This is a genomic window from Leptospira bandrabouensis (assembly GCF_004770905.1).
Lineage (GTDB): Bacteria > Spirochaetota > Leptospiria > Leptospirales > Leptospiraceae > Leptospira_A > Leptospira_A bandrabouensis.
The window spans coordinates 13063-36382 of sequence record NZ_RQHT01000014.1 but is presented as its reverse complement, the minus strand read 5'-3'; the positions used below and the strand labels follow the sequence as shown (position 1 = coordinate 36382).

Annotated in this window: 21 protein-coding genes; 12 read left to right on the top strand and 9 right to left on the bottom strand. The window is 37.9% G+C overall.

Annotated features, from left to right (window positions below; all coding sequences use genetic code 11):
- Positions 1 to 2541, top strand: a complete 2541-nt coding sequence (locus tag EHR07_RS07325; protein ID WP_135744493.1) for a penicillin acylase family protein — start codon at positions 1 to 3, stop codon at positions 2539 to 2541.
- A gap of 84 nt (positions 2542 to 2625) precedes the next feature.
- Entirely contained in the window at positions 2626 to 3789 is a 1164-nt protein-coding gene (locus EHR07_RS07320) for a tetratricopeptide repeat protein (RefSeq protein WP_135744492.1), read from the top strand.
- Here the strand turns inward: EHR07_RS07320 and EHR07_RS07315 are convergent.
- Positions 3781 to 5070, bottom strand: coding sequence for a PilZ domain-containing protein (locus EHR07_RS07315; protein WP_135744491.1), 1290 nt, complete (start codon positions 5068 to 5070; stop codon positions 3781 to 3783). The genes EHR07_RS07320 and EHR07_RS07315 overlap by 9 nt on opposite strands.
- A 92-nt stretch (positions 5071 to 5162) precedes the next feature.
- Between EHR07_RS07315 and EHR07_RS07310 the strand changes: the two genes are divergently transcribed.
- The 9 genes from EHR07_RS07310 (at position 5163) to EHR07_RS07270 (ending at position 12352) form a co-directional block, all read left to right on the top strand.
- Positions 5163 to 5690 (top strand): hypothetical protein, encoded by a 528-nt coding sequence (locus EHR07_RS07310; protein ID WP_135744490.1) that lies wholly within the window; start codon positions 5163 to 5165, stop codon positions 5688 to 5690.
- On the top strand, positions 5674 to 6492 hold the full coding sequence (locus tag EHR07_RS07305) for an enoyl-CoA hydratase/isomerase family protein (RefSeq protein WP_135744489.1): 819 nt from the start codon (positions 5674 to 5676) through the stop codon (positions 6490 to 6492). The genes EHR07_RS07310 and EHR07_RS07305 overlap by 17 nt, the downstream gene beginning before the upstream one ends.
- A gap of 65 nt (positions 6493 to 6557) precedes the next feature.
- The gene (locus EHR07_RS07300; RefSeq protein WP_135744488.1) at positions 6558 to 7256 is read left to right on the top strand and encodes a Crp/Fnr family transcriptional regulator; all 699 of its coding nucleotides are present in this window, start codon (positions 6558 to 6560) and stop codon (positions 7254 to 7256) included.
- Between the two features lie 184 nt (positions 7257 to 7440).
- Positions 7441 to 8388: a rhomboid family intramembrane serine protease gene (locus EHR07_RS07295; protein ID WP_135744487.1), complete on the top strand. Its 948-nt coding sequence runs from the start codon at positions 7441 to 7443 to the stop codon at positions 8386 to 8388.
- Positions 8389 to 8437: 49 nt separating this feature from the next.
- Positions 8438 to 8905 (top strand): LIC11177 family protein, encoded by a 468-nt coding sequence (locus EHR07_RS07290; RefSeq protein ID WP_135744486.1) that lies wholly within the window; start codon positions 8438 to 8440, stop codon positions 8903 to 8905.
- A 262-nt stretch (positions 8906 to 9167) separates the two neighbouring features.
- A complete protein-coding gene (gene hisB / locus EHR07_RS07285) occupies positions 9168 to 9749 on the top strand; it encodes an imidazoleglycerol-phosphate dehydratase HisB (protein WP_135744485.1) in 582 nt (193 codons plus the stop codon).
- Positions 9746 to 10372, top strand: coding sequence for an imidazole glycerol phosphate synthase subunit HisH (gene hisH, locus EHR07_RS07280; RefSeq protein WP_135744484.1), 627 nt, complete (start codon positions 9746 to 9748; stop codon positions 10370 to 10372). Before hisB ends, hisH begins: the two co-directional genes overlap by 4 nt.
- Before the next feature lies 1 nt (position 10373).
- A complete protein-coding gene (gene hisA, locus EHR07_RS07275; RefSeq protein ID WP_135744483.1) occupies positions 10374 to 11120 on the top strand; it encodes a 1-(5-phosphoribosyl)-5-[(5-phosphoribosylamino)methylideneamino]imidazole-4-carboxamide isomerase in 747 nt (248 codons plus the stop codon).
- Entirely contained in the window at positions 11120 to 12352 is a 1233-nt protein-coding gene (locus EHR07_RS07270) for a vitamin K epoxide reductase/DsbA family protein (protein WP_135744482.1), read from the top strand. Before hisA ends, EHR07_RS07270 begins: the two co-directional genes overlap by 1 nt.
- Before the next feature lie 13 nt (positions 12353 to 12365).
- Here EHR07_RS07270 and EHR07_RS07265 read toward each other — a convergent pair whose 3' ends face one another.
- The 4 genes from EHR07_RS07265 to EHR07_RS07250 are packed head-to-tail and all read right to left on the bottom strand — an operon-like array spanning position 12366 to position 17004.
- Complete coding sequence (locus EHR07_RS07265; RefSeq protein ID WP_135744481.1) at positions 12366 to 13358, bottom strand: N-acetylneuraminate synthase family protein; 993 nt, start codon at positions 13356 to 13358, stop codon at positions 12366 to 12368.
- A 31-nt stretch (positions 13359 to 13389) separates the two neighbouring features.
- Positions 13390 to 15459, bottom strand: a complete 2070-nt coding sequence (feoB, locus tag EHR07_RS07260; protein WP_135744480.1) for a ferrous iron transport protein B — start codon at positions 15457 to 15459, stop codon at positions 13390 to 13392.
- Entirely contained in the window at positions 15456 to 15695 is a 240-nt protein-coding gene (locus EHR07_RS07255; protein ID WP_135744479.1) for a FeoA family protein, read from the bottom strand. The genes feoB and EHR07_RS07255 overlap by 4 nt, the downstream gene beginning before the upstream one ends.
- Positions 15696 to 15705: 10 nt before the next feature.
- The gene (locus tag EHR07_RS07250) at positions 15706 to 17004 is read right to left on the bottom strand and encodes an ABC1 kinase family protein (RefSeq protein ID WP_135744478.1); all 1299 of its coding nucleotides are present in this window, start codon (positions 17002 to 17004) and stop codon (positions 15706 to 15708) included.
- A 115-nt stretch (positions 17005 to 17119) separates the two neighbouring features.
- Between EHR07_RS07250 and EHR07_RS07245 the strand changes: the two genes are divergently transcribed.
- Entirely contained in the window at positions 17120 to 19120 is a 2001-nt protein-coding gene (locus tag EHR07_RS07245; RefSeq protein WP_135744477.1) for a helicase, read from the top strand.
- A 102-nt stretch (positions 19121 to 19222) separates the two neighbouring features.
- On the opposite strand, the gene EHR07_RS07240 is transcribed toward EHR07_RS07245, so the two are convergent.
- The 4 genes from EHR07_RS07240 to EHR07_RS07225 form a co-directional block, all read right to left on the bottom strand.
- Positions 19223 to 19519 (bottom strand): hypothetical protein, encoded by a 297-nt coding sequence (locus EHR07_RS07240; RefSeq protein ID WP_135571185.1) that lies wholly within the window; start codon positions 19517 to 19519, stop codon positions 19223 to 19225.
- A gap of 25 nt (positions 19520 to 19544) precedes the next feature.
- Complete coding sequence (gene lnt, locus EHR07_RS07235) at positions 19545 to 21167, bottom strand: apolipoprotein N-acyltransferase (protein ID WP_135744476.1); 1623 nt, start codon at positions 21165 to 21167, stop codon at positions 19545 to 19547.
- Positions 21136 to 22185, bottom strand: a complete 1050-nt coding sequence (locus tag EHR07_RS07230) for a lipase secretion chaperone (protein WP_135744475.1) — start codon at positions 22183 to 22185, stop codon at positions 21136 to 21138. Before EHR07_RS07230 ends, lnt begins: the two co-directional genes overlap by 32 nt.
- A gap of 95 nt (positions 22186 to 22280) precedes the next feature.
- A complete protein-coding gene (locus EHR07_RS07225; RefSeq protein WP_420871229.1) occupies positions 22281 to 23207 on the bottom strand; it encodes an esterase/lipase family protein in 927 nt (308 codons plus the stop codon).
- Positions 23208 to 23320: the final 113 nt, after the last annotated feature.

The following is a 23320-nucleotide window of genomic DNA, read 5'->3' as shown; positions in this document are numbered from 1 at the left end:
ATGTTAGATAAAACTAAAAAATTCATCAGAAAGAGACCTTTTTTAAGTCTCTTTCTACTTTTCATTCTCACTCTACCTGTCACCTTACACTTTTTGTTTTGGGGACTTGTATCCTTAAAAGCACCTCGTTACAGCGGAGAAATTGTTTCTGATAAACTGACAACGGCCGTGACTGTGATCCGAGATGAAGCAGGAATACCTCATATTGTGGGAGGAGATGCCAAGTCCGCCTATTTTGCATTAGGTTATACAATGGCACAGGATCGCATTTTTCAGATGGAATTACAAAGGCGGATTGGGAAAGGAGAACTCACTGAAATTTTTGGTGATAAACTCATTCCTACCGATCAGTTTTTGAAATCTCTTCTTTTGAAAAAAACAGCGGAAGAATATGTAAACCAGAAGGAACATATTTATCCTGAAGCATGGAACCAATTGGATTGGTTTTTGGATGGGGTAAATCATTTTCTCTCCGAAGACAATTTGCCAATTGAATATACCATTCTTGGAATCAAACCGAAGCCATTTGATCGGGTAGATGCCATTTCCTTCCTATTTTATATGGGTTTTTCTTTTGCAGAAGGAATCAAATCGGACAGTTTGTACACCATTATGGAGTCGGAATTAAAGGCTAGGTCTGCAAATGAACTTTTCCCGCGGTATGATTTTGAAACAAATGCAACCATTTTGGAAACACAACCGGGTGTACAAAGGTTAGCGGATAAAAACAATTTTCAAAAAATAGATTCTAAACAAATCCAAAACTCAAGTTTCAATCGAGTTACAAACCAAAGTTATTCCTTTCCACCAGAAACCAAAGACCATTCAAACGGAAAAGAGGTTTTTGGTCTAAAACAACTAGTATCTTTTGTGGACCAATTGCAACTTCCGATTGAGCCACTAGAAGGTAGTAACTCTTGGCTTGTGGCACCTAGTCGTTCTGAGAGTGGTGGGGCAGTTCTTGCAAACGATCCGCACATTGCTCTTTCCAATCCAGGGGCTTGGTATGAAGCTTATATTGAATATCCAGGATATGAAAATTATGGTTATTTCCTTTCGATCATTCCTTTCCCTCTCATTGCACATAATAGAGATAAGGCATGGGGACTTACCATGTTGGAACAGGATGATGTTAACTTGTATTTGGAAACCGTTGAAGGTGGGAAATTCAAAACGGGAAATACCTGGAAAGATTTAACATATTATCGTGATCCCATCCGTAAAAAAGATGGATCCGAAATTCCATTTGAAGTTGGGATTACAAACCACGGTCCTCTCATAACAGAACATATCAAAGGATTTAAGGGAAGACCTGTAAGTTTGTATTGGGCTCACCACCATTTACCAAATCCGCTGCTTGATGTTCTTTTCCAAATGGGGAAATCCAAATCGTTCACCGAACTTGATTCAGCTTCTTCTATGATTGGAGCACCGGGACTTAATTTTAGTTATGCGGATAAAAATGGGAACATTGCCTATTATGCAGTGGGAAGATTTCCAATCCTAAAATCGGGAAATTCTCGTAAAATTTTAGAGGGTTCTACTGGTGAAAATGATGTGGTTGCTTATGTTTCGGTAAAAGACAATCCAAAGATCATCAATCCAAAAAATGGAATCATCGTCACAGCAAACAACCAAGTGACAAGTAAACCACTTCCGGGACTTGGAAAACCAGAAGGAAATTGGCAACCACCTGATCGTTTTCAAAGGTTAGTTGGTATTTTGGAAACAAAAGAGAAGTGGAGTTTGGAAGACCTTGCGGCAATCCAAAATGATACCGTTTCTTCCTTTGCACCAGAGTATTTAGAACTTATTTTGTCTACGGTAAAAGAAACAAAAACTCCCAACGGGAAAAAGGTTCTAGGGATTTTGAAAAAATGGAATTTTGAACATTTTCCCGAATCCCAAGGTGCGGCTGTTTACGATGTATTCTTTTATATCACTCTTCGGGAATTGTTAATTGATGAGATGGGTCCCGCCAATTTTGAGTTATATGGAGATATGGCAGAATACTGGAATGCTTATCGCCGATTTATTAGGAATCCAAGTTCTCCTTATTGGGATGACTTAAGAACCGAAGGGATCATCGAATCAAGAGAAGACATTCTCAAAAGATCGATTGAGGAAACTGGCAGATATTTAGAGGCACATCTCTCAGCATCGCCAAGCCTTTGGACTTGGAAAAACTTATACAAAATCAAACACCCACATCCGCTTGGCGTATTGCCAGTGATAGGTGGTATTTTTGATATTGGTCCGCTTCCTTCTGCTGGTGGTGCCGAAGTGGTTAATAATTTAAAATACAAACTGATGAAAGAAGATTGGACTGCGTTTGCAGGTCCATCCAAAAGGCGGGTGATTGATTATGGCCGTTTCGAAGAGTCTGTCACACAACTTCCCATCGGGAATAGCGGAAACCTTGCTAGTCCTTTTTACGGGAACTTAGTGGATGATTATATTAACGGAGTTCACAGGAAAATCCTCTATACGAAGGAACAAGTAGGGGCTGGAAAATTCCGATTGGAATTTCGACCTCGGTAATTTTTAAAAAAATCCCCACGGGACCTGTGGGGATTACTATTTTTCTACACCTAAAGATTCTCTTTTGGCCGATCTTTAAACCAGATGTTTCGTTCCTTCCTCCTCTGTATTTTGTTTGTTACAGCAACTTTTGCCCAATCGTCTTCCGATCGGTTGGCCTTTGCATTTCGTAGCCAGGCGTCGCTTGACCCACTTCGGATGATTGTTGTGGGAGAGGTTGTGGGAATTGAAAAAGCCAGTTATTATGAAGTGGATACACTTTCTCAAGAATTGGAAGTAGACACAAGACCAGATACTGTGACAATCAAAGTGGCTGACCCAAAAGGAATTCGTGTGGGTCAAACTTTGTATTTATTAGAAAAGAACCAAGACCACAAAACATTTCGTGATGGTAACATTGTGGGAATGATCACGGTGAAATCTGTTTATCAAACTACTTTTTTTGGATGGCAAGTCCGCGGGGAAGGGTATTTGCGACTCATTGAAGATCGCCCTGTAACAGCCGCAAGGTTACTTGATACCACAAAATACGATGAAGCCTTTATGGCCAAAAAGAAAGGTGACCATTATTTTGCCAAAGGGCAAATGGAAGAAGCCCTTAGAATGTATAAACATTCAGTTTCTCTCGATCCGGGGTCACCTGATTCCCATTATGCGCTTGGGAAAGCTCACTGGAAAGATGGGGAAGGATATGTATCAACGGCGTTTGAATACTCAATGGCTTGGAAAAATAGAGAACGATTTTCGAATTCCCAAGAGAGACTTTTATTCCTAGTCGATTATTTGCGGTTTTTAACTTTCTATTTTAAAATAGAAGGAAAAGAAAACAAAAAACAATTGGATCTGATGCCTTTGGTGGCAAAAGAAGCACGTAATCTTTATCCAAAAAATTATGAAGTTTGGTTATATAGTTTTGAAACTTCTTTTTTAAATCTTTTACATTCGAATATGGCCGATACTGGGATGGATGGTCGTAAAAAAAGAGATGAATGGTCCGACCGTTCGGAAGAATATTTACAGAAAGCCTATTCCCTCCGAAAATCTGATTATTATCTTCATAAACTAGCTTGTGAATTCTATAATTTGAAATGGAAAGAAACTCGGGGTTCTGTTAAAGAAACGGATTATCGTAATAAATTAATTGAACATGGAAAGTTGTTACGTCTTTATTATACGGGCGAAACCACTTTGTCAGAAGATCTTTTGAATGCAATTCGACTTGCTGAAAAACAGTCAGGATCATTCTGACAAAATTTTCATACTCTTTTCAAATAAATACGATTCCAAATACAACATATCATCTGGGGCTGAACTAAAATAGTTTACCCCAAGGTGGTAATGGTCTCCTTTATCTAAAAATCGAATGATCTCACCTCGGATGATCATAGTTCGTTCCTTACTTAAAGGGATAAACATTTTGATGATATTGTGGCGTTTCAAATATTGAAACAGACGTTTGTCATAAATTTCAAAGAGAAGCCCGTCGAGAGAAATATCCACAACTTTTGTTGTGGATTGCATGGTTTCATAACTCCCGTGTTGAATGGCAATTTTTGTAAATACATAACTTATAATTTCTGCTAGTTCGAAAACATATACAGCTTGGTTATGAGAGATGGTAAATCTTTCCATCGCCGTGGAATGTACTTTGATATAGCCAACAATATCTTCATACAATCGTATGGGTGTAATTACATAAGAAACGTAAAAATTACGCGACTCATGTTTACGCATAGATTCAAAAAAATCCAAAGCGAATTCTTCTCCGAATTCCTTCGTCATTTCTTTATGTTCATTAAAATAATTAAAAAGAACATCATCACCTGGATCATTGATATAAGAAGTGATTCGATTACAATCAGGAATATAAATTGTTTTTCCAGTCCTTAGAATGGTTTTTTTAATGAAGTCATCATACTCGTTAAGTTTTTCATCTGGTTGAAAAAAATGAATTTCATAGTCTTTGGAAATTCGTTCGATTGCTTCAGTTAACATCACATTGATGAGTTTACTATCGGGCCTGTCCTTTCGTACTTCTTTCATTAGGTGAGGGAATCGACTTTCTGCGTATAGGTTTTTTCCCACCTCTCTTGAACCACCAGTTAAACTTCTAAACAGAATGATAAAGTTCATAAACAAATCATCTACAGGAATCCGTTTATTGGTTCTGAGTTGGTAGGATTGTAACTCCGTAGGAGTTTTGATCACAGTTTTATCTTTTTGGATATCCAGGATCACTACCTCAAATTGGTAGTTGATGTTCATCACTTCAAAACGAACCCTTGCTCGTCTGGAACCTTGTTCCACAAGATCGGGAATCATGAGGGTGACTGTATGAGATTCAATTTCTTCGACAGCAGCGACAAGAATTTCTTCTTCATAGATAAATTCAAATTCTCTGTTATCGGCCTTTAGATAATAAAAGAGATGTTTTACGATATTGACATCGGATCCAATGATGGTTTCTTCAAATAACGATTCTAGAATCGTTATGAGTTCTTGCATCGAATCGGTTCTGCCAATTGCCATACTAAAATTATCGATTTTCTAAGGGTCAAAATCGATTTTCTCACAAGGAAAATATGCAAGGAAACGACAGAATTCGCCGAAATGGGAAGTATATGGAACTAACTCTCCCAAAACAAGTCAATCCTGAACTTTTGCCAATGATCCGCCAAGGGCTACTCAGTCCGGAGAAATTAGCCATCCTAACCGAATTACATTCACTTGTGGAACGATTTGCTGGTTGTTTGTATACGGATGAGGAAAGCCAAAAGAAAATTTTGGAACGAACAGGATCTTTGCCTGATCTCATCACTTGGGGTGATTATTTCCAAACCGAAGTGGCTTCTCGTTATTTTTTAGAGTCAGAAGACTCTTTACGACGAATTGTTGATACCATCCGTTTTGACCTTATCTCTGCCCATTTGATTTTTAGCGGAAAACCGGACCATTATAAAGATAAAATTAGAGCAGAAGTTTTGGTAAGCAAAGGAATCGATTCTGCGCTACCAAAAGAGAATTTAGAGACCCAACACCTAGAAATTCTACTCAACTACTTTGAAAATATGGAGATCGGAAAAAAACCTTTATCTTTACAAGATAAAGCCTGGTACGAATCCTTTCAGATAGATGAAATCGCGATTTGAATCCAAAGAGTATGAATTCCTAGAAGTTGAATCCCGTGAAACAGAAGATGGAAAGATTGTTTCCATCTTCCTAAACAATCCTAGTTCCCGCAATTCCATGACATGGAAAATGGGGGAAGAGTTTGCCGACCTTATTCATTCCATTAAAAAAGAAAAAGTCTTACCTCGGGCCGTAATCATTTCTGGTCGTAACGATGTATTTTGCGCAGGTGGCGATTTAAATTTATTAAGATCTTTTTCTGAAAAAACTTTCTCGCAAAACAGACGTGATATGAGGAAATTCTACGGTTTCTTTTTATCGGTCCGTAAGTTACCAGTTCCTGTGATTGCCGCTGTCAATGGGCATGCAATAGGTGCAGGTCTTTCCTTAACCTTTGGATGTGATTTGCGAATTTTTGCTGAGGAAGGAAAGTATTCTTTTAATTTTGTGAGACTAGGAATCCATCCTGGTATGGGTTCAAGTTTTCTATCGCCAGAGCTCCTTGGAAAAAGTTTGGGAGGAAGGTTATTACTCACCGGGGAAACCTTTGATGGTAAGTTTGCTAAAACTTGTGGCCTTGCTGTAGATAGTGTTCCCAAAACAGAAGTATATACACGCGCTATGGAGTTAGCATTATCCTTGTCTAAGGCTGCACCACTCGCCTTACAAGAATTAAAGAAGAATTTATACTCCTGGAAACACTTGGACTCCGCCCTAAAAAAAGAAGCAGAATCCCAGGCGCGGAACTTTATTTCGGACGACTTTAAAGAGACAATCAAAAGTATCTTAGAAAAGCGGGATCCCAAGTTTACCGGCAAATAAAAAATTTAGAAGGTTTCTAAATTATGGCTCGACAAGGATTTTTTAAGAGGTTACATCGAAGCTGAATGGCGGATCTTCCACTCAATCCTGATTGTTTTGCATGTGATTATAAAAATCACAATGTCCTACACTGTGCGGCACATGAGACTATAGAAAGAATCAATGCTGGTAAAGACTTCACTGTATTTCCACGAGGGAAACATCTTGTTTCCTCTGGGGAAAAGGCTCTGGGTTTTTTCTTCATTAAATCTGGTCTTGTAAGAAGTTATGTCCAACTTGCTAGTGGTAAGGAACAAACTTTACGTCTTAGTGGACCTGGAGATTGGGTTGGTTTTCGGGATTGTATTTCTGATTCCATTTCCCACCACAACGTGATTGCTGTAGAAGACACCCACGCATGTTACATCACCGGGGATCTTATCGATGCACTTGTGAAAGATGATATCAACTTTCAAAAAGAAGTATTTAAACAAATGGCAAAGGAATGGCAGGAGATGGAGGAACATGTTGTTTCTCTTGGAACCAAACAAGTCCACGAAAAATTAGCAGAAATACTCATTGTTTTGGACAATGCCCAAGGCCGTAAGAACCAAGTGGAGCTCAAAGTCACACGTGACGTCCTTGCCACTTTTATTGGCACAAAAACAGAAACTTTGGTTCGTGCCCTTTCCGATCTCAAAGCCAGAGAATTCATCTCCGTAGACAAAAACCGGATCGATATTCTGAACAGAGAAGCTCTGTATTCACTTTCAAAAATCGCCTAAATTTTTTCTAATAAACTATTAAGCCCCCACCTCGGAATTCCGATGGTAGAAATGATTGATAATCAAGGTAAGGTCTGTTGCCTGATTTTACCTTAAAATCACTCCCGGGGGGACTTTCCGAAAGGATTCCCCCTTTTTTTATTTCCCTTGTTTCTTTCCATGCTATCTAAATCTTGGAGGTTACATGTCTAGAAATCGAGGCCAGAGTCCTAGTTTATTTGGGAATCCCATCCTTCATCCCCTGAATGTAATTCTCATCATCAATTGTCTTATTTTTTTTCTGCAATATTTTGCAAACCAACAGTTAATTTATCGATTTGGATTAACACCTGATTTTGTGTTAGGTGGTGCTGTTTGGCAAGTTTTTACTTATGGATTTTTACATGCGGTGGATCTCATCCCTTTTCACTTACTGGTGAATATGTATGGGATGTATATGTTAGGTTCCAACATCATTCCCATTATTGGGAAAACCAAATTTACCATTTTGTATTTTGCTTCGCAAATTGGTGCGGGAATATTTGTGGTTCTTTCGGCTTATTTGAATGTGATGTTAGGTGGTAATATCCCATTTTTAGAATCCATGACCACTCAAACCATCGGTGCATCCGGGGCCTTATTTGGATTACTTGCACTTTTTGGAATTTTTTATCCCAATGCGGAATTACTTTTATTTATTTTTCCGGTGAAGGCTAAAAATGCCGTTTGGGTTTCCCTTGTGATTGGATATTTAATTTCACAATTGGGAAATGGAGCTATTTCCAATACCTGTCATTTGGGTGGTGCTCTCACCGCTCTCATCCTCTATAAAATTTTTCAAAAACAAATCAAACCGGGAAGTTTACCATACATCCCAGGGTTAGAATGGGAAGCCCCAAGAGAGTCCAAAATCCAACAGAAGGCCAAACCAGCTGTTGTTGAGGATCTATTTCAAGACCAAAAAAAGATCAACGAATCTGTTTTGAAACAGATTGATTCTAAAAAAGATAGAGACTCGGTAATAAATTATTTACAAGGAATCCAAGTGGCAGATGCAAATATTTGCCCTCCTTCTACGTATAACACCGAAGATCCGATTTGTTTGCGTTGTGAATGGTTAGCAAATTGTGCGCTTCGTAAGGCAAAAGAATAATTTTTCGTCTAATTCCTTGACAGACTCACTTGGTGGGGATAATGAAAATATGCCTGTAGAAAAGAAATCCTCTGTGGAAGAGGTTCTCAAACGCGAAAAATTAGCAAAAGAATTCGAAAAAGAAAAACGTAGCTCTGAGAAAAAGGCGATCGAACAAGCTGCCGCTAAATTGTCTTCGCAGAGTCTAGAAACAACAGATACTGCGAAACCTTCCAAATTCATTACGAATATTGATATAGCTTTTTCACAGGCTAAAACGGATCTCCGTTTCTATTTTTTAAACGATGGTACTTATGCCGATGACTTTAAGAGGATGTTCCTAGAGAACGAATCTCTCTTCAAACGATATGGAATCACAAGCCAAAAATACTTGGAATACATTCGTGAGTCTTTTGATCGTTACAAAAAAATTCATGATATGATGCCCTTGGATCCTATGAAACCAAAACATTTTAAATATGTGGAAGATTCCATTTCTGAGCTTGTGCGTATGTTTAACCAACGATTTGGGAAGTAGGGAGGGGCAGATACTCAGCCTGTAAAAAAATGGGATTTCCCTAAAAAAACTGGGAAGAACTCGATTTTCAATTGTTTCTTCCTTTAGAGGGACTTCTTTGCAAGAACATTGGAAACGCATTCTTATTTTTACGATCATCGCTTTAGTTTATATTTTCTGGGTCTTTGTGGGGTATGATTTGGCTGGGGTCCTAAGCCTCGCCAATTAAACTTCCTTACATTCTCTCTTGACACCTGGGTTTTCTACCAAACATGCTAGGAATATGGTGGAATCAAGAAAGACATCCGAGACAGACATCCGACTCGACCTCAACGTTCGAGGCACTGGGGTCTACCAGTTTGATACAGAAATCCCTTTTTTTGAGCATATGCTCTCTCATATCTCCAAACATGGTCTCATCGATATGGACCTAAAACTTCGAGGAGATATTGGTATCGATTGCCACCACTCGGTGGAAGACACCGCCATCCTTATGGGCCAAATGATCCACACGCAGTTAGGTGACAAAAAAGGAATTTTCCGATATGGTCATTTCACTTTGCCAATGGATGAAGTTTTAACCACAGTCGCTGTGGATTTAGGTGGGCGTTTTTATTTTAAATACACTGGACCTCCTTTGGACGGAAAATTTGGAATTTATGATGCAGAACTCACCCTTGAGTTTCTTCAGAAATTTGCCCTCAATGCGAAGATGAATTTACATGTGGTTGTTCACTACGGTGAAAATCGCCACCACATTCATGAGTCTATCTTTAAAGGCCTTGGTAAGGCTCTACGACAAGCCATTGCCATCGACACATTGGCTAAGGATCAAATCCCTTCTACAAAAGGAATGTTGGAGTGATCGCAGTTTTAGATTTTGGAATGGGGAATATCCATTCCCTATTAAAAGCAGTTTCCCTTTATACGAATGATTTTCAATTCACCAGTGATATCGAAACAGTAAAAAAAGCAGATAAAATTATTCTGCCTGGGGATGGCCATTTTGATAAAGCCATGCAAAACTTAGATGAAGCTGGATTTTCCTCTGTATTAAAAGATCATGTTGCGGCAAAAAAACCTTTGTTTGGGATTTGTATCGGCTACCAAGTGTTATTCGAAGACTCGGATGAAACTTCGAAAGTGGGAACCACCATTCCTGGCTTAGGATTTATCCGTGGTAAAATTAGAAAGTTTGAAGGTAAACAAAACTTAAAAGTTCCCCATATGGGTTGGAACAAACTATTCGATATCAAAGCTAAAAATACAAAATTACTGAAAGGGATTCCGAACGAATCCTTTATGTATTTTATCCATTCTTATAGACCAGTAGGTGTTGACAGGTTGGATATCACAGCTAACTGCCATTACTATGGAGAATCCTTTCCTGCCGTAGTAGAAAAAGAAAACGTATTTGGAACTCAGTTCCATCCTGAAAAATCAGATAAAACAGGTCTTGGAATCCTGAAAAATTTTATAGAACTTTAATATGTTAGTATTACCTGCCATTGACCTTTTAGATAACGAAGCTGTCCGTTTACTCCAAGGAGATTATTCTAAAAAAACAGTTTATTCTTCTGAGCCAGAAAAAATGATCCAAGTTTTTGAAGAACAAGGTGCCACTCTGATTCATATTGTGGATTTAAACGCTGCTAAAACGGGAAAGTCAGAAAATGAAGTTGCCATCCGCAAAATCAAAGCTAACTGCTCCGTAGAATTAGAGCTAGGCGGTGGGATTCGTTCTTTAGAGAACATGAAGTTTTATGATGGGTTAGGGGTGTCTAGGTTCATTCTAGGAACTGTGGCTGTGGAAGACCCGTCAGTGGTAGAACAAGGTTTAAAAACCTACGGCCCAGACCGCATTGTGATTGGAGTGGATGCCAAAGATGGATTGGTTCGCACCAAAGGTTGGGAAACTAACTCCGGAATCAAATACACTGATTTTTTAAAAAAAATGTATTTGATGGGAGTCCGGCATGTGATTTTTACCGATATCTCGAAAGATGGAATGATGGCAGGGCCTAATACTGCCGTGTATTTAGAGTTGTTATCACTGTTTCCTGATTTGCAACTTGTGGCTTCGGGAGGAGTATCCTCTATCGAGGATTTGGTGAATTTATATGAGGTTTCCCATGGGAAACTTTTTGGGGCCATCACGGGAAAAGCCATTTATGAAGGAAAATTAGACCTAAAAGAAAGTATCAGGATTCTAAGTAAGAAGAGGAATGAAAATTGATGAATCGTAAGAATTTAGCATTAGCAGGAGTGATTGGTGGAGCCATTGGACTCATCGTCTCTTTCCTATTGGCAATTGAATATTTTGGAATTGGAACTGAAAATGTTGCTAGTTCTGCCTGTTCTGCGTTAGGTGGAGGTGACTCCTGTTTAAAAGTAGCAGAGAGTTCTTATTCGGCGATTCCAGGGGTGCCTTTTTTAGGAAATGTTCCTATCGCCTTACTTGGATTTGGTTTCTACGGATTAATTACATATTCTTTCTTTTTGGTAACTAGAGCTAAATCGAATGAAGAAGTTTCAAATTTTATTTCTCTTTTATTTCCAATTTTGGTTTTAGGACTGGTTTTTGATTTTATACTTTTGGGAATCTCTGTTGGTATAATCGGAACTATTTGCCAACTATGTTTCATCACGTACATTGTTACCATTGCACTTCTTGTAATTTTGTTTTTACTTTGGAAAACAGAAGGTAAACCAACCCTTAATTTCCCTTTGGCAATCAAAGATGGAATGACAACGGCAGCTCTTGTATATTTTTTCACTTTTTCCCTTGGATTTGCGACAAGCAAAATGTGGGTAAGTGGATCCAATTCCAATACACTGGCCACTTCCAGAGGAATGGATTCGGCAGAAATCCAATCAAAAATTGCGGCTTATTTTCAAGAACCAACACTGGGAATCAAAGTGGAAGGTTATCCTTTTATTGGTAAAAAAGAGGCACCTATCACTATTGTAAAATATGCAGACTATAATTGTGGGCATTGTATGCATACAAGCCATATCTTACATACAGTTCTTTCCGAATATGATGGAATGGTTCGTGTCGTTTATAAAAATTTTCCTTTAGATGGAACTTGTAACCGTCTTATGCAACAACCAAGGCCAGGGGCAACCTCTTGTGTTGCAGCCATTGCAGCCATTTGTGCCGACAAACAAGGAAAGTTCGAACCGATGTATCGTGGTTTATATGATAACTTAGAAAAAGGTGTGGCTCACTCAGGATCTAGTGTTGTTAATTTAGCAAATTCTATTGGACTCAATGTCAATTCATTGAAAGCGTGTATGGCTTCTAAAGATGCACAAAACCAATTGAATGCAGAGATTGATGAAGCCGAAAAGCTAAATATCCAATCGACTCCTTCTCTTTATGTGAACGATAGAAAAATTGAAAGTGGAACTCCAAATCCAATTTTTCTAAAATCACTTCTAGAACAAATCATTCAGAAAATGTAATTTAACTTGGCGCCTACTTAGACCTAGGTGCCAATCGAATCGGTCCTTCTTGTAAAAGGGAAGGATCTCCCACGCGGTCTAACTCCCAGGAATTTAAAACATTTTGATCTTTTGTATGTAAAGCCGGTCTTAAACTAAGAACGGAATTTCCTTTTTTATATAAGGATCTTCTTCCGTAGAACCAACCACCGGTTTCTTCAGGATGTGTGTTTTTTCCATACACCCCACCCATTTCAAAACTTAGTTTTAAGTCATTTGCCAATTTTGAAAACGTCATTGGATCCATGGAAATTCCATGATCGGGGCCTTCTAAATTTCGATCTAAGGTAAAATGTTTTTCAAAAACCACGGCACCCAAACCGCAGGCTACGGAAGATGCCAAGGTTCCATCCGAATGGTCACTAAAACCCACAACATAGTCTGTTGTATCTAAATAATAGGGAATGGATCTAAGATTTACCTTATTGAGTGGTGTGGGATACATTGAAACGCAATGAAGTAAACAAACCTCTGTTTGGTTGGTTTGAAAAAGAGAAATGGCTCTTGTTATTTCTTCAGGCAATGCTGCACCAGTGGAAACAATCAAAGGTTTCCCTGATTGGATTGATTTTTTTAATAAAGGCAAATTAACTATATCGCCAGAAGCGATTTTTAATACAGGAACATTTAATCCACATAACAAATCAACAGCGGATTCACAAAGTGGGGTAGAAAAAAAATCAAGTCCTAAGTCTAAGGCAGTTTTTTGGAATTCCTTATGTTGCGATTCGTTTAATTCGTATTGTTTGAAGATATCAAAAAGAAATTTTACATCAGGGTTTGTAGAGTCAATGAACTCTTCTGTCCTATAGGTTTGGAATTTGACAGCGTGTGCCCCAGATTCTTTTGCTTTTGCGATTGTTCGTTTACCAATTTCCAAATCAGAATTATGGTTTAGTCCAATTTCAGCAACTAAATACGGTTCTGATTTTCTTGTAAGAGTTTTTGATCCAATTTTAAAATCCAAGTGTTCCCTTCTTTAGATCATTGTCGGCAATTTAAGAAAATCCTAAAATTTTTCCTAATTGGAAAATGAGAAAGGAGGAACCAATGGCAAGTGTTGTCATATATAAAAATTGTACAATCGGCCAAAAAATGGTTCCTGTTTCTTTTTTTGTCACAGCGAGTGTGGATATACATTGACTGGCAAAGGCAAAAAATACAAGGAGTGAAAGTCCAGAAAGAGGTGTCCAAACGAGGCTTCCATCGGCCTTTGTTTCTGTACGAAGCATAGATCGGAGGGATTCCCCTTCTTCGTTTTCTTCAGAACCATATAGCACAGCTAAGGTGGAAACCATTACTTCTCTTGCTGCAAAAGATGTTAAAATGGAGATCCCAATTTTCCAATCGAAACCGAGCGGTTGGATTGCCGGTTCCATTCCCTTACCAATGGTACCTATATAAGATGTTTCAATGGGACTTGTTTTCCATTCGTTATTTTTGTATTCAGCGGGGAAGTGACTTAAAAACCAAAGTAAAACAGAAATGTACAATATGATCTGCCCTGCGGTTGATAAAAATGATTTTACCTTTGCATATACTGTATGAAATAAACTTCTCGCAGAAGGAAGATTGTATCTGGGAAGTTCCATAACAAAATAAGAGGCATCTTCTTTAAAGACAGTTTTTCGGAAAAGAAGGGCAAACCCAAAACTAACAATCATACCAAGAGAAAACATAGAGAAAAGAACAAACCCTTGGATATTAAATATTCCAAACACAGGGGGAAAACTAAAAACAGTTCCCACAATTAAAATGTAAACAGGATACCTTGCTGAACACATAATGAGAGGTGATACCATAATCGTTGTAAAACGGTCTGATTTGTTTTCTATGGTTCTTGTTCCAAGAATCGCTGGAACGGCACAAGCGGCAGATGAAAGTAAAGGAATAAAAGACTTTCCAGATAATCCAAATTTTCCCATTATTCGGTCCATTAAGAAACTAGCGCGTGCTAAATAACCAGATTCTTCTAAAATCCCTATGAATAGGAATAAAAGTGCAATCTGAGGAATAAATACGATAACACTTCCTACACCACCAATGATCCCTTCTGAAATTAAAGATTTTAAAAGTCCATCATCTAGGAAACTTTCAACAAATGATTGTAAGTTTGTGATCCCAGATTCAATTAAATCCATAGGAAGTTCTGCAAAACTAAATAAACTTTGAAATAGAAGTCCCATCAAAAGGAAAAAACAAAGAAAACCAAGGATTGGGTGTAATAAAAGACGATCTAATTTTTCTTCCCAACTGCCGGGAATGGATTTTGGGTAGGTGATTACACTTGCCAAAACTTTTTTAATAAAAAAGGAGCGATGGATCATTTCTTCTTCGTAGTAAAAATGAAAACCTTTTCCCTCTACAGTGGATTGTAACCAGTTTTGTGTTTCTTCTGGAAACTTTGTGAAATAACGTTTGTCACTTAAGTGAGGATCTTTATTGATAAACTTGAGCGATTGTGATAAAAAGAATTCTGCTTCATTTGTATTAATACCTAGCTTTTGTTTTGCGGTAGACAAAAAAGTTTCTTCTTTTGATCCCCAAGTCCATAATCGAGGGCGTTTCTGAAAACTATTTGGATTTTTTAGAATCTCTTTTAAATTTTCAATCCCTTCACCAGATTTTGCATTGACCAAAACAAATTGAAGTCCAATGGATTTTTTTAAATTTTCTAAATCCAATTGAATTCTTTTTTTCTCCAACACATCTTTCATAGTCAAAACTACAAGTGTTGGAACACCCATATCAATAATTTGTAGTAAAAACTGAAGTCCCCGTTCTAAATTCAGAGCATCTAAAACATAAATTACTTGTTCTTCTGGTTTTCTTGAAAGTAATACTTCGTAAGCAATTTTTTTATCTTCCGCAACTCCCCCAAGACCGTATGTGCCTGGTAAGTCGGTGATAGTCCAGTCAACGTTATCTAGATTTAGAGTTCCTTCTCTTTTTTCGACGGTAACTCCACTGAAGTTTCCTGTTTTTTGTTTTAGGCCTGTAAGTTGGTTGAATAAAGTTGATTTCCCACAATTAGGATTTCCAACTAAATAAATTCGATTTTCTTTCATGATTGTTTTAATTTAATCTCTATGGCTTTTCCATCTTGGATTCGTAAGGCTATTGTGGTTCCGTTAAGATCACAAATCATTTTACCGAGTAGTGATGATTTTCCTTTGAGTGTGATTTCTGCACCGGGGAAAAAACCCAGTTCTAATAACTCGGTTAACATTGGTCTTGGCAGTTGTCTGGAATCTAAGGAAACAATCGCTGCTGTTTCTCCAATTTTTAAATCTTGTATTGTCATTATCTTTGGCTTATGAGATTGCAAATTTTTGTGTGTCACGGAATAAATTGATTTCTGGTGCAATCGACTTCACATATCTATCAAAGTATAACATTTGTTTCATGAGAAGAGCAAATTCTCTTGGGATTTTTAGTCCATTTTTTTCGGCAATTTCCTTCATCTCGTACATAATTCGATTTACCCTGGATTCGTCAAATATCTCATTATCGGTCAAATGAACATAAACTGATTCTAATTCATTAAAAACAGAATCTAATTCTTTTGCGAGTACAGTAGGATTCACTCCGCTATCAGTAGAATCCATTTCTACTAATCCTTTTGCCACTAACGTAGGTTCGCCGATGCCAATTCCTTGGGTAAATAACATAAGACCTTTCCAAATTTTAGGAGAAATTCTTCCCACGATTCCAAAATCGATAAATCCAATGGTTCCATCTTTTAAAATCATAAGATTTCCAGCGTGAACATCGGCATGAAAAAAACCTTGGTTGGATAGAGAAGAAAACCAAATTTCTAAGGCATCACTTAAAATTTTTCTTGGATTGTTTGTGAACTTACGAAGGCCGACTTCATCGGTGATAGGCACTCCATAAAATCTTTCCATAGTCAAAACTTTCTTTGTGGATAGGGTGTGGTATACTCTGGGAACTCTCGCTCTAGATTCTTTCACTCGCAAAAGGTAATCTTCAAACTCTTCAATATTTTTTGCTTCTTGTATAAAATCTATTTCCTGTAAGATGGATGTTTGAAATTCTTCAAACATAGCTGTAAGTCCTGATTTTTTAAATTCAGGAGCAATGATTTCTAAAATCTTTGTAAGGATTTTCAAAATCTGCATATCAGTTTTTAGCGTTAGGTGAACGTCAGGTCTTTGGACTTTTACTACTACATCCAAACCTTCCTTTGTGACAGCCGCATGGACTTGAGCAATGGATGCAGAAGCCAGAGGGGTTTCATCAAAACTATGGAACAAAGTTTCGAGTTTACCACCCAATTCTCGTTCAACGGAGGATCGAATGTCCCGAAATGCAACGGGCCGCACTGAATCCAAACAAACCTGCATTTCCTCTACGTACTCTTTGGGAAACAAGGAAGGGGCACTTGCAATGAATTGCCCCAGTTTGATATAGGTGGCTCCCAGGTCAGAAAATGCCTCTCGGAGGGTAATGGCGATTTCTCTATGGTTGGGGTTTCCTTTGGCAAGTTGGGCCAAAATCCCAATCGCCCTAGAAGTGAACACAAAACTGGAATGGGCGACTCGTAGGCTCGATTGCCAGCCGAAAGAAACGATTTCAGAAAGAGAATCCATACGTCCTAGTTTGAGACCTAAATCGGGATTGGAAACGAGAAAATCCCCTTCGATCCTGCAATTGAAATAGAGTTGCAGGAATAGGTCTCAATCAAAAACTTATCAAATCGCAACCATGAGCCAAGAAACTGTCCTGTACCAAGAGTTAGAGAAACTCGATCTCAACGAGATCAAAAAAATCGCAAGCCTTTGGAACATCCAAAAGATCCCAGGAAAGGACAAAAAATCGACTATTTTGGGCCTCATGGAGATTTTCCAGAACGAATTTTACCTAAAAGGGATTCTGGAAAAGTTCACACCCCTCCAAGTCAACATTCTGACCTCCATTTTAAAGAACAAAGGGGTTATGACACTCGGTGAAATTTCTAGAAAGGTCAACATCCCTCCCATTAACGTGGAGATGGAACTGAACGTACTTAGAAAGTACTACCTTCTTTACCAAAGAAAGAACCGCGAACGTCTTACTAACAATTTAGATAAATATCATACTTATGATGAATACTTAAAACTCATCAAAGTAGAAACAAATCCTAAGGGTGAAAAGTTTAAATTCTCTATTGAGAAGGCCTTACACAAAGCAACACTAGCAGAACTTCCAGAAGAATGGAAAGAAGCTGTTGGTGCCAAAAAAGGCGAACACATTGAAACATTTTTAAAGAATGCTCTCGAACAAGAGTTCCTTCAAAAGTTAATCGATGGCCTTTCTGATTTTGATAAAGATGTCCTTCACCAAATATATATTCACGGTGGTGTCATTGAAGCAAATACCATTCGTAATTACATCACGGTGAATCGTGGTAGGTTTGAACAAACTATCCCACATCTTACATCTCTTTATTTAGTTCGTGATTTATATTATGTAGAAGATAAATTCATTCGGGTCATTGTGATCCCGAAAGAAATTTTGGAGTTTTTGCAGTTTTCTCCTATTTTACCTCCTGTAAAAAAAGGAACCCGCGTTCGTCAGGAAAAAATTTCTGCCAATGGTCTCGATTTTTTCTTAAACGTAAAAAAACTCATTTCGTATATTTCACGTAAGGGTTTGAACCTTGCAAAATCTGGAAAAATCAAACAAGCAGATCACAAAAGAACGGAAACGGAACTTTTATCTCCTGATATAGAAATTTTTCCTGAAAAAAGTCAGGTGTATCAAATTGAACTGATCCTTCCTATCTTAAAACTTTTAGGATATGTGGATATCAAAGGTGAAAACGTAATTCTCATTCAAGAAACTGATGAATTTCTAAAGAAAGACATCTTTGAAATCATGAAGCTCGTGATTCATGAAGTGAATGAAGCAAGGACTCGTCGTCTCAATCCAGCAGAAGTATTTACTGCCACCGAAGTTCCGTTCTACGAAAAAGGAATTTTGGATAAAACTGTAAAACTCATAATGGCACATGGAAAGATCAACAGTTCAGTGATTTTTTCTCATATCATTCGTGACCATTTGGTTTTTTCACCAACATTTCAGATCAAAACTTATGAAGAGGATTTAGCAGACTTACGTAAAGAAATCATTTCTGCTATCTTTTACTTACAACTCTTTGGTCTTATTGAAGTAGAATATCCACAAAGAAACCTTAGCCTTTCCGAGCTTGGTGCCCACTATTTCAACCACGAACCTCTGGTTACGGTGACTGAAAAAGGTGGAATTACCATCAACCCTGACTTCTCGATCATTGCTTTCCCTGATCGAGTTTCTTTACATGGAATTCATTTATTAAAAGCTTTCTGTGAGTTAAAAGATTACGATAGAGTTTATACTTTTTTACTAACTAAAGATAGTTTCCAATTGGGGATTTTGCTTGGTTATGATAAAGAAACGTTCATTCATTTTTTAAGAGAATCATCGAAAGCAGAACTTGCACAGAACTTACTCTTCTTATTGGATGATTGGGGTAATAACCTTCCTATCGTTACCATTACAGAAGACTCCGTTCTCCTTAGAACCAAAGATTCTCAGGTGATGGAACTTCTTTTGGGTCAAATCAAAGGCAAAAAATTTGTTTTGGAAGAAGTGAGCCCAACAGGAATCATTATCGAAAAATCGAAGGTGATGGAAGTTATAGCCATTGCAGAAAAATTAAACATGATCATTCGATTGAATCGTTAGTTTAAGATTCGATCCACCAATAAGAAAAAAGACCAACTAGTGTTGGTCTTTTTTTATGTACGGCAAATGTACCTTGAAGGAAGTAAATTCCAGTGAAGGAATTTATTTTTTTTCGCCAGCAGCAAGTTCTGGGTCGGTCACTTTGATTTTGTTTTTGAAATCCCATTTACGAAAGGGAGAAACTGCATCCAAACGTTCTTGTGTGACAAAGAACAACCTTTCTCCATATTTAACAAGTCCACCCTTATAATAAGCATACTTCGTTTTGTGGTCTACTGTTCCCACTTCTACGACCTTATTCCAATCTTCGCAGGTTTTTAAAGAAGGTACCTTTCTGAGATACAATTCCTTAATTGAATTTTCTTTCACCGCATCGCGAAGTATTTTTTCCCATTCCATATTCGAATAGCCTTTCTTTCCTTACCTAAATTTCAATTTCATTTTTCATTTTATTGATGAGTATAGGTCGAGGACTACGGAAAAATACAAAAAATATTAGAAAAACAGCCATGATTCGCCAAGGTCTAGGTCCGAATTGGAGATAGGGAGTCGTTCTTTCCTTAGGAACTAATGGCAAATCCAAATAACCGATTGCTTTTTGGAATGTTTGTAATTCTCCCATCATTTCTCTTCCCCATAAATCATAGGCTGTGGTAAGGCCAGTGACGGCTACGCGGACAACGGGTCTCCCAAGTTCGATCGATCTAAGTTTACCGGCGCCAGCATGTTGCATCGTTTCTGTCTGACTTTCAAACCAAGAATCATTGGTGAGATTGAGAATGAATTCCGATGGGGAATGTCCTATCATCTTGCGACCTAATTCGGGGTATAGGATTTCATAACAAATCAGCGGACTAAGTGTAACCATTTCTCCCGCTTTGGTTTGAAACCTTAAAGCGTCTGTTAGGTTGCCCGGAATATGGTGGCTTGTTTCTGGAAATAGGTTTCTAAGCAAAGGAAAGTGATTTTCTCCAGGTAAATATTCACCAAATGGTAATAGGGCCTGTTTGTATCTTCTATCTGAGACAAAAGATATTGGTTGCAGGAGGGTAAATGAGTTTCTAGACCCTCCGTCCCATACCAATTCATTAAATGCAAGAGGGGCATTGCTGAGTTTTACGAAACTTTCTGTAACATCCACAAAACTTTTGCTATACGTTGAATTGGGGTTTTTTGAATCTAAGGTGCCAAGAAATGGAATCGATGATTCAGGCAGTACCAGTAAATCAATTGGTTTGGGTGCGAAACGAATGGTTTCTAAACCGATATCGTAAACGGATTGGATGGTACTTGTCATCCATTCCTGGTTTTCCTGAATTTCTCGTTTCGCATATTTTGTGTTTGGTTGTATCAATGCAAGATGTACTATACCAACTTGAGGAATGGTTTCTGCGAGGAAGTATAAATTGATCGAGAAAAAACAAACAATGGGTAAAAGATAAGGAAAATAAGTTCGAAACCCCTTTGTCTGTTTTAAAAACATCAAATAAAATAAGGCGGCCGAGATGACCGAAACAAATCCTAAAACCTCTACCCCAAATCTTGCCATTTGCCTCCAAAGGATTTGGTTACGAAATAAGTCTCCCCAATAGACAGGAAAAATCATGGGGCAAATCCAATCAGAAACCAAAAAAAGGGAAGGTAAGACCAATAAAAAAAGATAAGAGTCTTTAATGATTTTCTGTTTGGTGAGAAAAACAGAACCAAAAAATATAAAACCTATTTTATAAAAGGATAGAAGTGCATAAACCAGAAATAAAAGAGAGGAAATTACAATCCCTTGTCCCGAAATATTTCTTATAGCATTCCAGATCCAATAGAAGCTGGTAAGAGTAACAAGGCTTGAAAATAATAAGCTCGCAAGTAGAGTTTGTTTCCAACTAGAAATAATAGTAAGTTGTTTTGTGATATAGAGTATTAAAAATATACAGAGAAACCCAGCGGATGATAAGCCGAAGGGTTCCAGTGCCAATGCAAATAAGATTGCTACTGGTAAAAGTAAAAGAAGTGGATGTTTAATTTTCGGAATTTTTGAGTGTTTTCTCATATTCCATTCTTCTTGTATATTCCTCTGCTAATTCCTTACTTCCTAAGGTTTGGATTCTAAGTTCCATTAATTTTTTTTCACGTTCCGACTCAGAAAGATTCGGATAGTTTTTAAGAAGGTTTTTTTCTTCTCCTTGGAGTTTAGAAATTTTTTCCTCTTCTTCTTTTATTTCCTTGAGAACTTTTTCCATTCGATCATTTCCATCTTTTCCAAAGTAACGAATGCGAACTTCTTTTTCTTTTGATTCTCTCTCTGAACCTGATAACCTTGAAAGTTCAGCCTGTCTTAAATCCATTTCGTTTTCGAATTTATCGAATAATGGTTCTCTGGCTACCACAGCATTGTAATAGTTTCCAAAAGATTTTTTTCGATAATCTTCATACAATCTTAGTCTTTCGTCTGCTTTCAGATTTTTGGTTTCATCGAGGAAATTTTTTCTGTTAAAACTAAAATCTGCGGTTGCTTCTTCTAATCCAAAAATAAGTTCTGCATCTTCTTTTGCAAAATACTTCCTACGAAGTTGTTTGATTTGTTCGTATCTTTCTTGGTTGGTGTATGACTTACTAGAAGGATCTAAATGAACCATGGCCTCCTCATATTTCAGATAATTGGAAAGCATATTGATGAGTCTTTTTGCGTCTTCTCCACCGTATTCGTTTTGAAGAAATGCTTTGATATATTCGTGACACTGCTCCCTAGTGCTTCCTTCCGGGCATTGTCTGCGTAAATTCCAAAGTTCAGAAACTAAATTTAATTCTCCTGATTTGGCACGACTTAATATTTCATCGAAACGAAGGAATTGGCCGTCTGGAGAAAAGATGGTTTTTGCTGATTCTAAGTAAAACGGATCCACAGAGAAACCATCACTTTGGGTTCGGAAGTATGATTCTGCTTTGTCATTGGGATTTTCCTCATTGGAGGTTTCTAATTCACTTGGACCAATGATTCGGTACACAATATAAAGAAGGAGGATGGCAACCAAAACATAACTAAGATAACGAAAGATTTTAAGATTCATAAGAGATGGTTCGTAGTAAAGGATGGAATGGTACTTCTGGAAACAAAAAAACCCAAGCGAGTGCTTGGGTTTCTAAAAAAATCTTCGGAAGTGAACTATTGATTGGCCTTCATGTTAGAAGCCATATTCAAATAAAAACCTTCAACATCATACCAAAGACTTCCTGAACGAAGAGTGTTGGATGCTTGTAAGTGATCGATTCCAGTGGTAAGGATTCCATAAGAAGGTCCACCTTTCCATGTTCCCCATTTTTGTGAAGAAAGTGGAACGAGTCCGTCGTTAGTAAAACCTTGTCCTTGGAAAAGTCCACCAGCACCACAAGCAGGGTGAAGGATACCCATGAGTGGGTGTTGGATGAGGTCAGGAATGGTGATAGAAGATCCGTAAGAGAAATATTTTACACCTGCTCTGTTAGGAGTATAAGAATTAAAAGAGGTAAGTCCTTCTTTGCTCAAAGAGGAAAGTGCCGCAAGTGCGTTTTGTTGGTTGGTTCCACCATAAACAATTTTCACAAGAGTTTCAACAATGCTTGCTACAAATGGTTGGATCCAACTAGGAAGAACTGTCTTCACGATATCAGCAATCGGTGATCCGTAGTGAGGTGTGTTCAGAGTAGTGAGTGTTGCTGTGCGGCCAGAAAGTCCTAAGTTAGAAACCATATAACGGCTATCAAGTCCACCTTGTGAGTGACCAAGGATATGGAATTTTCCAGTGTAGTTGGTAGCGGCTGCATAAGTAAGGATGGCAGCTTTGAGTTCCGCAGCACGGACTTCGTTTGAATTGGCTGCTGTTTTTCCTGGAGCAAATACAGTAGCACCTTGGCTTCTTAGATAGTCGTCTGTGCCACCCCAATAGTTTACAATGCTAATGATTCCACCGGAGTTTTCGCCCCAACCAAAAAGACCATGAGAAAGGATAATGGGATAAGTGCCTGAGAGTGGTTTGGACGAAGAACCGGAACTGGCAAGGACGGGAGTTGCAAGAGCAATTGTGATAAAAATGGCTAAAAGACCTTTACGAATCATATATATTTCACCTCTGAATTTTCTAAGATAAAACTGTGTCAAAATGCCTTATTTAGGGCAAGGATATTTTCGCTACAAATCGGAAAAAAAATCCAAAGTTTTTGTAATCA